This window comes from Pseudoalteromonas sp. CO348, assembly GCF_004208845.1.
GTDB classification, from domain to species: domain Bacteria; phylum Pseudomonadota; class Gammaproteobacteria; order Enterobacterales; family Alteromonadaceae; genus Pseudoalteromonas; species Pseudoalteromonas maricaloris.
This window is the reverse complement of the sequence record NZ_SGPI01000033.1, coordinates 221,943-237,461: the sequence shown is the minus strand read 5'-3', so window position 1 is coordinate 237,461 and position 15,519 is coordinate 221,943. Positions and strand designations below refer to the sequence as shown.

Below are 15,519 nucleotides of genomic sequence, written 5' to 3'. Positions count from 1 at the left end.
CAATGATAAAACTAACTAACTTAAACCGTGTATTCCGTACTCAAGACGTTGAAACGACTGCGCTAAACGATATTAACCTCACCGTTAATGAAGGTGAGTTTGTCGCCATCATGGGCCCGTCTGGGTGTGGTAAGTCCACTTTATTGTCCATCCTAGGGATGTTGGATTCACCTTCATCTGGGCAGTTTGAGTTTGCGGGTACTGACATTGCGGGGTATAGCGAAAAGCAGCTCTCACAGCTACGTAAAGCGTCTATTGGTTTTGTATTTCAAAGCTTTAACCTGATTGATGAGCTGACTGTGTTTGAAAATGTCGAGCTACCGCTGCAATACCAAAATATCTCAAAAAGTGAACGTAAGCAGCGTGTAGAGCAGATTTTAAAACGCGTTGCCATCGACCACCGCGCCGATCACCTACCACAGCAACTTTCTGGTGGTCAGCAGCAGCGTGTGGCGGTTGCAAGAGCGCTGGTTATTAACCCTAAACTTATCTTAGCGGATGAGCCAACGGGTAACTTGGACTCCAAAAATGGCGAAGAAGTCATGGCGATGTTGCGCGAGCTAAACCGCGAAGGCACAACCGTGATCATGGTAACGCACTCAGAAAAAGAGGGGTCATACGCGGATAGACTTGTACGCCTTCTCGATGGCCAAGTGATGTTAGACAAAGCCAACACAGTGGTGCAACCACAAAAAGTAGAGGTGGCATAACGATGATAGTGAATTATCTAATAACGGCATTGCGTGCTTTTAAGCAGCAAAAACAGCATTTTATTTTAAATGTACTTGGGCTTAGTGTGGGCTTAGCCGCGGCAATTTTGGTCGCACTGTTTGCAAAAAATGAACTGTCTTACGACAGCCAGCAACCTCAAGCTGAGCGCGTGTATCGAATTGCACAAGACTATTCGCAATTAGGGCTTGGGATCGTTCCTGTTTTTAATTACATCAATGGCACTCGAGCACTTGAATATAGCCAGGTTGAAGAGGTTTTTGCGCTGACGATGGTGGAGTTTACCCGCGAAGCTGAAGTCGATGTGACAGTAAAAAATCAAGGGTTTAAACTGAATGATCTTTATGGTGCAACTGCAAATATCGAGAACTTCATCGATATGGAAACGGTGGCAGGTAGCCTAAGTCGCGCCATGAGTGTACCGAATAGCATTGCATTGAGTAGTTCAGAAGCTCAGCGTATTTTTGGCCGCACGAACGTGGTTGGCGAGACTCTGCAGCATAAAAACGGCCAATATACGGTAGGTGCAGTATTTACTGATTTACCTGAAAACACGCATTTTGGCTTTAAAAACCTAGTGTCGGTAGAGCATGATCCAGCCAATACGGATATAACTTCTAGCTATGTTTATTTACGATTGGCACCGCAAACAGACGTTACTGCCTTGGAAAAAACACTGACGGAGAAATACTATTTCGGTGACTTTAAAGGCCGCTTATCACTGCAATTGCACTCCTTAACGGACCTTCACTTTACTGCAAAGTCACCGTTTGAAATGAAAGTGGGTGGTGCGAAACAAGTGGTGATGATCTGTGTTGGTTTAAGTGTGCTGCTGATCCTTATCGCTGGCTTTAACTTTATTAATATGACGGTTGCACAGTCGACCAAACGTGCAAAAGAAGTGGGTGTACGCAAGGCACTTGGTGCTAGCAAGTCGCAATTAGTTGCACAGTTTTTATCAGAGTCTGTACTCGTGTCATTGCTTGCAATGACAATAGCCTGTGTTTTGGTCGAGCTACTATTGCCAAGTTTCAACAATCTAGTTGGCCGTGAATTAGATATTGATTATGCATCTATGTTTAGTGTCGTCGTGGTCGCGGTTGCCGTCACTGTGGGGGTATTGGCAGGTCTTTATCCTGCATTTTTTATCTCATCTTTTAGTGCTAAACGCGTATTAAGCGGAGATTTACAGCGTGGGAGTACCGCGATTTGGGTGCGCAAAAGTCTTTTAACTGTACAAGCTGCACTTGCGGTTGGGTTAATTATTGCTTCGATAACGCTACAGTACCAGTTGGCACATTTGCAAAACTTACCGCTTGGTTACGAAACCACACAACGTTTGGTGGTCTCAGAAGTGCCCGTTAAAGCGGCTTTTACAAAAGCGCCAACATCATTAGTTAAACAGTTCGCGGCGATTGAGGGCGTTGAACATATCAGTGTGATAGATACGCAGCTGACTCGCTCGATTAATAACACCCTAGTACCCACTTGGCCAAATGGTGAACAGTCGCAATCCTTAACGCCAGTTATCGGCACAAGCTACGAGGTAGTCAAAGGGTTGGGGTTAACGCTACTTGCAGGTCGAGACTTTAGCCGAGAGTTTACCGGTGATTGGTCAAATCGAGTTAACGGCGTAACCACAATAGGCACCATTATTACCGAGTCGGTCGCTAAGCAAGCTGGCTACAGTAATGTTGCTGATATTATTGGTAAAACTATCAAAGATACTGGCCGCAACGTAGAGATGCGAGTGGTTGGTGTCGTCGCTGACGTCAAAGTGGGGAATGCACAAGAAGCGAGTTCTAATATTATGTTTTTATTAGGGTTTACTTATTTCAATCCAACATCTGAAGTGATCTTGACGATTAACCCGCAGTATTTAGCACAGATTAGACAAGATGTGATTAGTGTGTTGGCAAAAACCGCAAACGTGTATGAACCAGAGATCAACCTCCTTTCAGACAGTTATAGGGCGGTACTTAGTGGTGATGAGCGTATCTCTAAGGTAGTACTTATCTTCACCGCGCTAGCTGTATTCTTAACCTGTTTGGGCACTTTTGGATTGGCATCTTTTGCAACGGTTCGTCGCCAAAAAGAAGTGGCTGTACGCAAAGTTTTGGGGGCATCACGGCTAAGCATTGTGAATATCTTAGCAACAGAGTTTCTGACTTTGGTGGGAGTCAGTATCGCCATAGCTTATCCGGTAACCTATTGGCTTGTTGGTGATTGGCTTGCAAACTTTAATGATCGTATTGAGCAAATGATGTGGGTTTATGGTGCAGCAGCCTTGGTGGTTGCCGGTATCACTTGGTTGACTGTGGCGACCCTTGCCTTTAAAGCCGCGAGTACACGTCCGTCGCTGATCTTGCGATATGAGTAAATTAAATTGGTAATCACTCAAGAAATTGCGGCCTAATTTAGGCCGCTTTCATCATTTATTTCTTGGTGTGTTCATCACTAATATCGGCACGACCATTTCTGCTTTTGAATGGTGTGAATATGCTGCTACAAGCAGTCATTTCAAAAGTGAGTCACAATCGCGAGTGGAAAAATCAAGTGACGTTGTACTGGATATCTTTATAAAAAATAACTAAAAAGGATCTTCTATGCTCACTTCATATTTGAGTACGGCAATTCGGGTAAGTATAAAGCAAAAGCTACACACACTGCTCAATGTCATCGGTTTCAGCATTGGAATTGCTGCTGCAATTATCGTGGCTTTATTTGCCCAAAGTCAGTTGATTGTTGATAAACATCAGCCTGATGCAAATCATGTTTACCGAGTGCATTTAGATTTGCGTTCTGTGGGTGTGGGCGTGCGCGGTGCGATTGACCCTAGAATGCCGCAGCTGATGCAAAAGCACAGTCAAATTAAGGACCTGTTGATTATTAGTCGGATTGAATCGTTACAATATAGTGGCGAACCAATGGCGGATATCGTGAAGGTTAAAGATCAGCGCTTTAAGTTCAAAAAGGCGTATGTTGCGACGCCAAATTTGGCTGAGTTTGTGAATATCTCAGTATTACATGGAGACTTAACTCAGGCTCTTTCTCAGCCCAATCTTATCGCCCTTAGCCAGACAGAATCAAAGCGCTTGTTTGGCGATACAGATGTTATCGGCAGGCAACTTGAATACGATGGGGGAAGCTATGAAGTGGCTGCTGTTTTTGCGGATTTGGAAGCAAATACACACTTTGATTTTGATGTGCTGATGTACTTACCCAAATTACAGCGCGGTCCTTTTAGTAGTCATGTGTATTTGAAGTTGCAGCCAGAAGCAGATCCCAACGCGTTAGCCCAAGAGATGACGCGCGAGATGCAAAAAAGAGCTAAAAACCCGAACTTCAAAGATATCCAGTTTCAGTTTATTCCATTGACCCAGTTGCATTTTCACACCAATGGCACCGTTGAGATGAAGCAAGGCGGGTCTTATTTGGCACTGCAAGTGAGCGTTGTGCTGAGTACTTTACTTGTGATCATAGCCAGCGTTAATTTTATTAACTTCAATATTGCCAGTGCTGCAAAGCGCGCTAAAGAAGTCGGCATACGTAAAGCGCTAGGTGCCAGTAAGTCGCAACTCGTCACACAATTCCTGTCAGAATCGTTACTGATTGTGCTGTTTTCAGGGTTTTTAGGGGTTGTAATCGTTGAGTTGGCATTGCCGCACTTTAATCAGTTAATCGCGCAGCCCCTGACATTGGTATACAACTCTCTATTTATGCTCGGTCTTGTAATTACATTGACAGTGGTTGGTTTATTTTCTGGGCTATATCCAGCTTTATTTATCTCGTCATTTGGTGCGAAAAAAGTGTTAAGTGGCGATTTTAGTCGAGGGCGTTCATCAGCAAGGATCCGCAAAATAACCTTATGCTTACAAGGTGCGATTGGCGTAGGGCTGATAGCAGCTATCAGCATGCTCTATCAACAAATGATGCTGGTAAAACAGTTGGATGTAGGTTACGAAAAAGCACAGCGAATTATCATTCGAGAATTGCCCTCAGAGCTGATCTATCAGCAACAAGGAAACGCATTGCTTGATGAGTTAGGCCAGATCTCAGGTGTGGCTGGTTGGACATTGAGCGATACCAATTATGCAACCGCCATTAACGGTGGGATGCATTACACTTGGCCAAATGGCGAAACCTATGACGGCATGTTAGCAGTAATCAATACGGGTTATGACGTAATTGATGTACTCGGGTTAAAGCTGATTACTGGACGAGGCTTTAGTCGCGATTACACTGGAGATTGGTATCGTGAACAGCAAAATGGAGAGGCGCATGTCGCTATCCTGATAACCAAAAAAATGGCTCATTTAGCGGGATATGAGAAGCTTGATGAGGTGATCGGCGTCACTGTTACCGTACCAAGGCGAAAGTTGACAGCCAAGGTCGTGGGCGTAGTTGAGGATATCAGAATTGGTTCCGTGAATAATGCAGTACAACCTACTTCATTGATGCTTGGTCATGTTGATGGTGAAACTGCAAATGTGGTATTAAAGATCGCTGAAGGCATTGATCCAGGTAACGTGATCACTGAAATTGAACAAGTCCTTGCTGCACATCTCAATCGTCGTGATATAGAAGTTCAGTCTCTCTATGATGAGTTCTTGGCGGCCCACAAGAATGAACTTTATACGCTTACCATGCTATCTATCTTTAGTCCTTTAGCTATATTTCTGACCTTACTCGGAACATTTGGATTAGCGTCATTTACTACCTTGCGCAAAGAAAAGGAATTAGCTATCCGCAAAGTGTTAGGCGCTTCACGTATTGGGTTAATTAGCTTGGTTGCTAAAGAGTATTTGTGGTTATCTGCATTGAGTATGGTACTTGCAGTCCCGCTGACGTATTGGCTAGTTGGTGAGTGGCTTAATCGCTTTAATGAGCGGATAAATCAATCTATATGGATTTATGGAGTCGCAGGCCTACTTGTGATCTTGCTTACTTGGCTTACCGTTGTACTCGTTACCTACAAGGTTGCAAGCCGGCGCCCCTCATCAGCGCTGCGCTACGAGTAGCTGATAGTAATTTTTAAAATAGACCACTTAATAAAGCAAGTTGGTATAACTCGCTGTCAATTTAGTGTCAAAAACCATAGTTACACTGGGGTTAATTCAGGCTTGAATAACAAGGTGTAGCTATGGCTAAGGTTAAGACAACCTCTCGTCTTCGTAGAAGATCAGCTAATTCACTTTGGATTGGTGTTTATAACAGTATCCTGTTGTTGTGTTTACCTTTGATTGCGCTGATCTTATTAAAAAAATGGCTACGTAAACCGGGTTATAAAAGGCACTTTTTGCAACGCTTAGGTGTCTACGATTGTAAACGTTTACCCGCCTGTATTCATTTACATGGCGTCTCCGTTGGCGAATGCGCCGCCATTGCTAAACTTATTCCTGAGCTGCGTAAACAGCATCCTCATTTACCCATTGTTTTTACTTGTACCACGGTTGCGGGTTCCAACTATATTGAGCGCAACTGGGGGGAGCAAGTCATTCACACTTATTTGCCACTGGACTTTCAATTGACAGTTGGTGCGTTCTTGACGCATTTTAATCCGGTATTGACCATGTCGGTTGAGATGGAGTGGTGGCCGAACCTTATTCGCCAGTCGCGCAACCAAGGCAGTCGAGTGATGCTGGTAAATGCCCGCATGACCGACAGATCAAAAAATCGTTATGCCAACATGTTAGGTCTTTTTACCTTTATGGTGTCAAAGGTGCATAAAATTCTGCCGCAAAGTGAGCTCAGTTATCAAGCTTTTCGCGAGTTGGGTGTACCACCAGAAAAACTGATGATGTGCGGTAATATCAAGTACGATTGGCCAGAGCTTAAACATGCCGACCCAACGCAAAAACCCTCTCAGTTGACATGGATTGCGGGGAGCTCGCATGACACTGAAGAAATAGCGGTGGTCGCAGCGCACAAACAGTTGTTACAGCAAAATCCAGCAGCTCGGCTAATTATCGCACCGCGTCATCCTGAAAGATTTGATGAGGTATGGCAGCTGCTGCAAGCAAGCGGGCTGAGCTGTCAGCGTTACTCGCACGCGCCAACACTAACACTAACGGCAAATACTCAAGTGTACCTGCTTGATACGATGGGCAAACTATTTGCGTTTTATCGTGATGCCCACGTTGCCTTTATCGGTGGCTCGTTAGTTAAGCTCGGTGGTCATAATCCTGCCGAAGCCATTGTCCAAGGGGCTGCTGTTGTAATGGGAAGTAGTCGACGAAATTGTGAAGATATATGTGCGCCGCTGAGTCAAGTTGGTGCACTTGTTGAGGGTAACGAACCACAGCAAATAGCTAAAGAAGTCATCGGCTTTTGGCAAAATAGTGCTGCAACAGCACAACAAGTACAGGCTGGGCAAGCCGCAATCGCAAAGCATAATGGCGCACTACACAAAACCACATTGCAAGTTTTATATCAGTTAAAGCAAGCGCAACGGCCAGTTCATAGTACCCGATTACATCCAATGGTGATCAGATAACATGCAATACAACAATATCCTTATTGTCCGGCTCAGTGCCATTGGTGATATCGTGATGGCGTCAGGCCTTATTTCTGCACTAAAGGCACGTTATCCAGAAGCAAAACTGAGCTGGTTAGCTGAGCCTGCTGGCGCGACCTTGCTACAACAAAATCCATTGCTAGATGAGGTGATCCTGTGGCCTCGCAATGAGTGGCAAAAAGTGCGAAAAGCAAAAGGGATCATAGCGCTACTGAAGCGAGTTAGTAGCTTTAAAAAGCAGTTGGCTAGTCGACAATTTGACTTAGTGCTCGACGCCCAAGGACTCCTTAAAAGTGGTGTGCTAGCTTGGCTTAGCGGCGCTCAATATAAGGTTGGGATCAATAGTCGCGAGGGCAGTCAGTGGCTTATGAATAAGGTAGTGACCTCGCCTTGGTCTGCTGATATCAGCTCGGAATACAGAGCTGCAGCGAAATTTTTTGGTGCGCCAGAAGCGGCGTTTCAATATTCGCTCATTGCCTCGAAAGAGACACAACAACACACAGAAGCACTGCTATTGGAGCATACTCAAGGTCAACCTTATGTGGTGTTTTGCCCGTTTACAACGAGAGTACAGAAACACTGGGTAGATGGGCATTGGCGTGAGTTGTATAAACAAGTAAATCAGTCTATTTGTGCGCATATTATTATATTGGGTGGACCAAGTGATATCGCTCATAGCGAGCGTTTAGCAAAACAGATGCCGGGGATCATTAATCTAACCGGGAAAACGACATTGCTTGAGTGCAGCGAGATCATTCGGGGGGCAAAAGGTGTGATTGGCGTCGATACAGGGCTAACTCACATGGCGATGGCGCATCATACCCCGGTTATTGCATTGTTTGGTTCAACCTTACCGTATGAAAACACCTTCAATCCAAATGGTCGCGTGTTGAGCGATAAACTTGCTTGCTCACCATGCAAACGCCGGCCAACCTGTGAGGCTCGTTTTGATTGTATGGTGGGGCTCACGCCACAAAGAGTCTCGAGCGCACTAGGAGAAGTGCTATGAAAGTTCTGCATATTGAAGCGGGTCGTCACTTATATGGCGGCGCACAACAAGTGGTATATTTAACCCAAGCGTTGCAGCAAAAGGGCATTGAAAACGTACTGGTTTGCCCGCCAAATAGTGAAATGATTGCAGCCGTTGATAAGCAAGTAGTTGTAGAGCCTGTGAAAATGGCAGGCGATCTCGATGTCATGCAATGGTTGCGGTTACGAAGGGCTATTACCCACCATCGGCCTGATTGTGTTCATATTCACAGCCGTCGAGGGGTTGATACTTGGGGATTACTTGCCGCGAAGTCGCTTAATGTCCCTGTTATTTTATCGAGACGAGTCGACAACACCGAGCCACGCTGGTGGTCAAAATTAAAATACCCAGCCTACGATAAAGTTATCGCTATCTCAGAGGGGATCCGTCAAGTATTACTCTCGCAGGGTGTTGCCTCTGAGCAAGTAAAGTTAGTCCACAGTGCAGTCGATACCCAGCGCTTTGCACCAAGTAGCGCGGAGCGGCAATGGCTGCTTGATGAGTTTGAGCTGCCACAAAATGCCTTGGTTGTGGCTAATTTTGCGCAGCTGATAGAGCGCAAAGGGCAAGATGTGATCATGCGTGCAGCCAAAAAACTCATTGTTGAGCATCCTAATTTGCGCGTATTACTGTTTGGTCGAGGGCCAAAGCAGCAACAGTATCAGGCGCGTATAGACGAGCTGGGGCTGCAAAAAGTTGTCCAGCTGGTGGGATTTCGACAAGACGTAGCGCGTATTTTACCTGCGGTTGATATTGTTGCACATCCAGCATCGATGGAAGGGTTAGGTGTCGCGTTATTACAAAGCTGCGCATCTGGCGTGCCTGTTGTGGGCTTTGCTGCTGGCGGCATTCCTGAAGCGGTTGCGCACAATGAAACCGGATTACTCGCTCCGGTTGGTAATCAAGTTCAGTTTACCCAAGATCTTAATCGTTTATTGCAGGACCAGATTTTACGAGAGCAAATGGGCCGTAAAGGTCGTGCTAAAATATGCAGTGAATTTGCCATTGAGGTGATGGCGGAAGGTAACTTGTCGGTGTATCGAAGCGTGTTAACTGAGTTGGGAAGAGCGCCTTTAACCAGCCAATCACAGAAAGTGTGAGTTCCAATAAGGATAATCACCAATGCGACCTACTAGCTTGGTTCTTAGTGGGTTTGCAGCAATATAGCGGGCAATGGTATGCCTATCTTCTGTGGACCTTAGCTGATGATCGTAATACGCGCTTTGCCAAACTTTGTATTTTGAATCCAGTTGGTTATTTAGCAGGTAAGCTGTTCTGCCTTTTAATTCTCCAACAACCTTACCAAGTTGCGTATTTCCAAGTGTCAGTAAGCCATGAAAGTGATCTGGCATTAATACCAATTGAATTAATTCTCTAATCAATTTGAAGGGTGAAATAGCATATTAGCTTCGTTAAAAATTTCTCATTTAGAACAACTAAATAGCAAAATTTTTGCCTTGCTACTAAAGCTATTTCCCCGCTTCAAAATAGATCATTTACTTAATACAACTGGTATAACACCCATGTTTGCCAGCAGCACTCAAACTTTTGTTCATTATGTGAGATAGATTGGCAAAACAATCGTGCCAGCCGATAATCCGTAAAATAGGGCGTGCGTTTATGGCAGTTAAACGTAATGAAGTATTCCGCGTACGGGATTGATATCCTGCCTTTTCTCAGGCCATTCCAGCTCATGTGCACTCCTTGCAATTGAGAGATGAATTTTAAAGATAATCCCTTCGATTAAATCTGTCGAGGTAAACCTCGACCCACATTTGGATGGTAGGTCGTGATTTATCACGACAACAGGTTCGCGACAAAACATTCACGACAATCAAGGTGAACCAAACACGCACATATGTCGTTTAATTATTAATCGGTTAAACGAGGAGAGTATTATGCTTGCTGCCACACTCAAAGAAAAAATCGCTAATAAAGAACTCCATGCCATCGTGCTTAGCTACGCGGATTCAAATCACTATCTTGCGGGTGGTCAGGATGTTGATGGGAACTTGCATATCTTAATGCATGCCGAGGGTAAACTAACGCCGTTTAACTCGCTGCGAGAGGCCGAGACAAAGCTGGCGGAACTCGGCGCAACTCAAGCCTACCTCAGAGTTGAGTCTGCCTATGATGAAATTGGTCCAGAGGACTCTTCGGGAACGCATATCAGCAATATGGAGATCCGTCACTTAACTCCATCCGACATATCCGTTTAAACAAAAAGGCTTAAGCGCCCATAGGTGAGTGCTTAAGCCTTACAAGGTATCGAGTAGAGAGACCTTATTCTACTGAGAGTGTTATCGTTTTAGTTGCAACGGAAGCGGACTTTTCATCAACAACACTTAAACTTACCTGATAGTCGCCTGATGCTACAGGAGTGAATTGTAGGTTCGAGTCATGAGCTGCGGTACTGTCAATCACTTCACCAGACGGAGCAACCACCTTCCAAAAATAGGTCAAATTGCCTGCGTTGCTGTCGCTATCCATAACAGTTGGAGTTATCCAAAGCGCTGCATCTGTTTTCAGTACACCTTGATAGTCCAGTGCCGTAATTACAGGAGCGCTATTTTGAACTGCATTTACTGTGATGAGTGCTGCGACTACTAGTTCAACCTTGCCATCAGACACTATGCATTTCAGCACATAGTTACCAGCTTCATCAAAGGTAATAGATGCGCGATTATCAGCATTATTGACCACTGCCGTGCTATTCTCTGGCCTCGTTTCAAGCGACCAGCGATAAGTGATCGGATCGCCATCTTTATCTTCTGCGGATACCACAAAGACTTTGGTTTCCCCTTCCGTAGCTGTAGATATTTGTGGGCTCATAGACGCTGTAGGTCCATAATTTTCAGGGTAACTCTTTATCACGCCACTGGCGGTTTGGCTTAGCTCACCGTTACTTACCTCCACAAAATAACGGTAACTCCCCTCTCCGTGAGGCGTAAAAATCACCGTATCGGTATCTTCATTCGTAACGGAATAGGTCAAACCGGCTTCAAATGGCTCAAACGTCCAACTAAAGGAGAGTGTTCTTCCGCTTGTATCTCTACTTCGCTTGGCACTAAGCTCGATGGCTTCATTGATTTTGGTTGACTCCGGCGCGTCGACGAATACAAGAGGTTTGTTTGCTTCGCCTAATTTGGCCGTTAAGGTATGGGTTGCTTCACTTAAACGGCCCTGTTTGTCTTTAAGGCTAAAGCGGATTTTATATTGTCCAGCCTTATCTAATTGAAGCGAGGTGAGAAATCCATTTGGTGTTGCCATTGCGGCTTGGCTGCCGCTCGGTTTGCTGTCAAAACTCCAAAGCGGTGTTACAGCGCCTTGATACTGACTACCATCGCTTTTCAGCTCAACAAAAGTCATTGAGCTTAATGTAACCTCTGAAGGTGCTGAAATAACCGCTTTAAGAGCTGGTTGGTTATCCACAACAATGACTTTTTCTGATTTGCTATGTGACGATTTACCATCATAAACGGTTAAAGTAATAGTGTATTCACCCGCAAATTTAGAGGCGAAAGAGGCAAGGTTATTGTTAGGGCTTACCAATGTGTATTCATCAACATGAGCAGGTGCAGTAACTTGCCATTTATAACTGAGATTATCGCCGTCTGAGTCTGAGCTGTTGCTCGCATCTAACTGTAGATGCTCGTTGATGGCAATTTCCTGTTTTGTGAGTGTGAAATCAGCGACAGGAGGCGTGTTCACACTTGGTGTGGTTTTTTCTTTTACACGGATCTCAAACTGTGTTGTCGATTCGTTACTACCTGACTTGATTGTTAGTCCTACTATGTAGCTACCTGCAACATCAGCGGTAAATTGCGCTTGCTTAGTGTTGGGGTTAGATAACTGAGCGTTACTGCCTTGGGGTTTGGCTTGCCACTGCCATGTTATTTCGGCATTTTCAGGGATCGTACTTCCCGCAGTGCTAAGCTGAATGACGTTGCCTGTCTCCCCAAAGGCACTTGCCTGAATTTTAGCGACTGGCTTAGTCGTGGTATCCGTTCCTGAATCTGTATTATCGTTATTTGAATCCGTGTTGCCGTTATTTGAATCTGTGTTGCCATTATTTCCATTTTTGCCGCTATCCTGATTGACTGGTGTGGTGTCACCGCCTGAACCGCCGCATCCTGCTAGTAATAGTGAACAACAAAGTATTGATGTTATTAAGTTTTTGTTCATTTAATTATCCTTTTAAGTACCTCAACTGGGAAATGTATCCTGATGACCAAAATATTTCCAGTTAAAATTTGTTCAGTGCAAAATTTAACTTGTTTAGGTTTTGAAGTTTCGACTATAATCGCCTTAAATTTCGAAACGAAACTTATTTAATGACTAAACGAAATACTCAACAGCGCAGACATACCATTCTTTCATGGGTGAATGAATACGGTGAAGTAAGCGTAGAATCACTCGCCGCTGAGTTTGAAACGTCAGAAGTTACGATTCGTAAGGATTTAACGGCACTAGAAAAAAGCGGCCTGTTACTACGCCGCTATGGCGGTGCGATAGCCCTTCCTAAAGAGATCATCGCATCAGGTAAAGACGAGCAAGACTCGGTACGTAAAATGGCCATTGCCAAAGCGGCCGCCGAGCTGATTAAAGATCACAATCGCATCATTATCGATAGCGGCAGAACCACTGAAACCCTAATTCCTGAGCTTGCGCAAAAGCGCGGTTTAGTCGTGATGACCAATGCGATGAATATCGCTAATCGATTGTTATCACTAGAAAATGAGCCAACCTTATTGATGACCGGCGGGACATGGGATCCGCACTCAGAATCCTTTCAAGGGCAAGTAGCAGAACAAGTACTGCAATCCTATGACTTTGATCAGCTTTTTATTGGTGCCGATGGCATTGATGTAGAGCGCGGCACAACTACATTCAACGAATTAATTGGGCTGAGCCGTGTGATGGCAAAGTCAGCCCGTGAAGTGATTGTGATGGTCGAATCCGACAAGATTGGCCGTAAAATTCCAAATTTAGAAATACCTTGGGCACAGATCACCACTTTGATCACCGACAACAACTTGGCCGATGACCTCCGCCAAGCGATCGAAGCGCGTGGCATACAACTTATCTGTGCTGAACTACACACAACGTGCAAATAATGGAGAGATTATGTGTGGAATCGTAGGCGCTGTTGCTGAGCGTCCAGTAAACAAAATTCTTATCGAAGGCCTAAAACGCCTTGAGTACCGTGGTTATGACTCTGCGGGTGTCGCGCTTTGCGAAGGTGGTGTACTCAACAGCGTGAAAGCCGTAGGTAAAGTGGTAAACCTAGAATCTGCGCTTGAAAATGCAGAAGTAAAAGGTACTACCGGTATCGCGCACACGCGCTGGGCAACACACGGCGGCGTAACAGAAGCTAACGCGCACCCGCATATTTCTAACAGCGAAATTGCGCTGGTACACAACGGCATTATTGAAAACCACGAAGGCTTGCGCGCGGCATTAAAAGAAGACGGTTACGAGTTTTTATCTGACACCGACACCGAAGTGATGGTGCACCTGATCCATCAACTCAGACAGCAACACACTACATTACTTGCTGCCGTGCAAGCAGCGGTAAAACAGCTTGAAGGTGCATACGGCACGGTATTGTTTGACAAAGCAAACCAAGATGAAATCATCGTGGCACGCTCAGGCAGCCCACTGGTTATCGGCCTTGGCCTTGGTGAAAACTTTATTGCCTCTGATCAACTTGCACTATTACCAGTAACACGCAGCTTTATCTTCCTAGAAGAAGGTGATGTAGCACGCATTACTCGCGAAACGGTAGAAATCTTCGACATTAACGGCAATCCTGTAGAGCGCGAAGTGGTTGAGTCTAACATTACTCAAGATGTGTCGGGCAAAGGCGAATATCGCCACTACATGCTAAAAGAAATCTACGAGCAGCCAATGGCCGTACGTAACACACTTGAAGGCCGTTTAGATAACGATCGCGTCAGTATCGACGCATTTGGCGACAAAGCCAACGAAATTTTTAAAGATGTAAAACACGTACAGATCATCGCGTGTGGTACGTCTTACCACTCAGGCATGGTGGCGCGCTACTGGCTAGAGCAATTTGCAGGCGTAAGCTGTAACGTTGAAATCGCCTCAGAATTTCGCTACCGCGACTCATTCGTTCACGAAAACAGCCTATTGGTAACCATTTCACAATCGGGCGAAACCGCAGACACGCTTGCGGCACTACGTCTTGCCAAAGAGCAAGGCTATATGGCGTCGATGACCATCTGTAACGTACCTGGCTCATCGCTAGTACGTGAGTCAGATCTTGCCTTTATGACCAAAGCCGGCGCTGAAATTGGGGTGGCATCAACCAAAGCATTTACAACTCAATTAGTTGGCTTATTGATGCTAACTGCATCGATCGCGCAGGAAAAAGGCCGTGATCAAAGCGCAATCGTCAACGCTATCAAAACCCTGCCAACCAAGCTTGAAGAAACCCTAACGATGGCCGATGGCATTGAGCTACTGGCAGAAGAATTCGCCGACAAACATCACTCATTGTTCCTTGGCCGTGGTTCACAATACCCAATCGCAATGGAAGGTGCACTTAAGCTTAAAGAGATCTCCTACATCCACGCAGAAGCTTATGCGGCAGGCGAGCTAAAACACGGCCCGCTAGCGCTTATCGACGCAGATATGCCTATTATCGTCGTTGCACCAAACAACGAGCTGCTTGAAAAGCTCAAATCAAACGTTGAAGAAGTGCGCGCACGCGGCGGTATCATCTATGTATTTGCAGACAAAGACTCAAACTTTGCCTCGGATGACACCATGCGAGTAATGAACGTCAATCACGTAGAAAACATCATCGCCCCAGTGGTTTACACCATCCCACTACAGCTACTTTCATACTATGTAGCCGTGATCAAAGGCACCGATGTTGACCAACCGAGAAATCTCGCAAAGAGTGTAACGGTAGAATAAGAAAAGGCGCGCAAGCGCCCTTTTTGTGGGTGAATAATAAAGTTCCCAACCTCAAATTTCCAAGCCGAAGAATAAGCCCTACAGCCCCGCTCAGTATGAAACTATATTGCTGGGCGACATTTTTGTGGGAGAAAGAGAAAATTTAATACATTGAATTTTGAGCAGTCGATAGACTAAGAACCAAGCTTAGGCTTTTTGTAATTTGAGTGTTGATGGAATGGTACTGATGAACTTACTCACCAATTTGTTGGGTTCAATCCATACGGGTACTTTTGGTTAAGCAATTCGCTTTATC

11 protein-coding genes are annotated in these 15,519 nt (G+C 45.2%); 9 read left to right on the top strand and 2 right to left on the bottom strand.

All coding sequences use genetic code 11. The features are described 5' to 3' along the window. Positions 1 to 2: 2 nt before the first annotated feature. From EXT48_RS17640 to EXT48_RS17615, 6 genes are all read left to right on the top strand, one after another. A complete protein-coding gene (locus tag EXT48_RS17640; protein ID WP_130165201.1) occupies positions 3 to 710 on the top strand; it encodes an ABC transporter ATP-binding protein in 708 nt (235 codons plus the stop codon). A 2-nt stretch (positions 711 to 712) separates the two neighbouring features. Further along, the gene (locus EXT48_RS17635; protein ID WP_130165200.1) at positions 713 to 3,109 is read left to right on the top strand and encodes an ABC transporter permease; all 2,397 of its coding nucleotides are present in this window, start codon (positions 713 to 715) and stop codon (positions 3,107 to 3,109) included. A gap of 226 nt (positions 3,110 to 3,335) precedes the next feature. Beyond that, positions 3,336 to 5,750 (top strand): FtsX-like permease family protein, encoded by a 2,415-nt coding sequence (locus EXT48_RS17630; protein ID WP_130165199.1) that lies wholly within the window; start codon positions 3,336 to 3,338, stop codon positions 5,748 to 5,750. 122 nt (positions 5,751 to 5,872) lie between these two features. Then, a complete protein-coding gene (locus EXT48_RS17625; protein ID WP_130165198.1) occupies positions 5,873 to 7,225 on the top strand; it encodes a 3-deoxy-D-manno-octulosonic acid transferase in 1,353 nt (450 codons plus the stop codon). A 1-nt stretch (position 7,226) separates the two neighbouring features. Next, positions 7,227 to 8,255, top strand: coding sequence for a glycosyltransferase family 9 protein (locus EXT48_RS17620; protein ID WP_130165197.1), 1,029 nt, complete (start codon positions 7,227 to 7,229; stop codon positions 8,253 to 8,255). Further along, the gene (locus EXT48_RS17615) at positions 8,252 to 9,376 is read left to right on the top strand and encodes a glycosyltransferase (RefSeq protein WP_130165196.1); all 1,125 of its coding nucleotides are present in this window, start codon (positions 8,252 to 8,254) and stop codon (positions 9,374 to 9,376) included. The genes EXT48_RS17620 and EXT48_RS17615 overlap by 4 nt, the downstream gene beginning before the upstream one ends. Here the strand turns inward: EXT48_RS17615 and EXT48_RS17610 are convergent. Then, positions 9,362 to 9,637, bottom strand: a complete 276-nt coding sequence (locus EXT48_RS17610) for a transposase (RefSeq protein WP_276320168.1) — start codon at positions 9,635 to 9,637, stop codon at positions 9,362 to 9,364. The genes EXT48_RS17615 and EXT48_RS17610 overlap by 15 nt on opposite strands. Before the next feature lie 537 nt (positions 9,638 to 10,174). Between EXT48_RS17610 and EXT48_RS17605 the strand changes: the two genes are divergently transcribed. Next, entirely contained in the window at positions 10,175 to 10,495 is a 321-nt protein-coding gene (locus EXT48_RS17605; protein WP_095729450.1) for a DUF6482 family protein, read from the top strand. A gap of 64 nt (positions 10,496 to 10,559) precedes the next feature. Here EXT48_RS17605 and EXT48_RS17600 read toward each other — a convergent pair whose 3' ends face one another. Beyond that, positions 10,560 to 12,461 carry a PKD domain-containing protein gene (locus EXT48_RS17600; RefSeq protein WP_130165194.1) on the bottom strand — a complete coding sequence of 634 codons (1,902 nt, stop codon included), beginning with the start codon at positions 12,459 to 12,461 and terminating at the stop codon, positions 10,560 to 10,562. 149 nt (positions 12,462 to 12,610) lie between these two features. Here EXT48_RS17600 and EXT48_RS17595 point away from each other — a divergent pair, with 149 nt between their 5' ends. Both EXT48_RS17595 and glmS read left to right on the top strand, forming a co-directional pair. Then, a complete protein-coding gene (locus EXT48_RS17595) occupies positions 12,611 to 13,393 on the top strand; it encodes a DeoR/GlpR family DNA-binding transcription regulator (protein ID WP_130165193.1) in 783 nt (260 codons plus the stop codon). A gap of 10 nt (positions 13,394 to 13,403) precedes the next feature. After that, entirely contained in the window at positions 13,404 to 15,224 is a 1,821-nt protein-coding gene (gene glmS, locus EXT48_RS17590; RefSeq protein WP_130165192.1) for a glutamine--fructose-6-phosphate transaminase (isomerizing), read from the top strand. Positions 15,225 to 15,519 lie beyond the last annotated feature (295 nt).

Coding starts and splice junctions, on each gene's coding strand:
- EXT48_RS17640 (WP_130165201.1), top strand. CDS start 3: ATGATAAAACTAACTAACTTAAACCGTGTATTCCGTACTCAAGACGTT.
- EXT48_RS17635 (WP_130165200.1), top strand. CDS start 713: ATGATAGTGAATTATCTAATAACGGCATTGCGTGCTTTTAAGCAGCAA.
- EXT48_RS17630 (WP_130165199.1), top strand. CDS start 3,336: ATGCTCACTTCATATTTGAGTACGGCAATTCGGGTAAGTATAAAGCAA.
- EXT48_RS17625 (WP_130165198.1), top strand. CDS start 5,873: ATGGCTAAGGTTAAGACAACCTCTCGTCTTCGTAGAAGATCAGCTAAT.
- EXT48_RS17620 (WP_130165197.1), top strand. CDS start 7,227: ATGCAATACAACAATATCCTTATTGTCCGGCTCAGTGCCATTGGTGAT.
- EXT48_RS17615 (WP_130165196.1), top strand. CDS start 8,252: ATGAAAGTTCTGCATATTGAAGCGGGTCGTCACTTATATGGCGGCGCA.
- EXT48_RS17605 (WP_095729450.1), top strand. CDS start 10,175: ATGCTTGCTGCCACACTCAAAGAAAAAATCGCTAATAAAGAACTCCAT.
- EXT48_RS17600 (WP_130165194.1), bottom strand. CDS start 12,461: ATGAACAAAAACTTAATAACATCAATACTTTGTTGTTCACTATTACTA.
- EXT48_RS17595 (WP_130165193.1), top strand. CDS start 12,611: ATGACTAAACGAAATACTCAACAGCGCAGACATACCATTCTTTCATGG.
- glmS (WP_130165192.1), top strand. CDS start 13,404: ATGTGTGGAATCGTAGGCGCTGTTGCTGAGCGTCCAGTAAACAAAATT.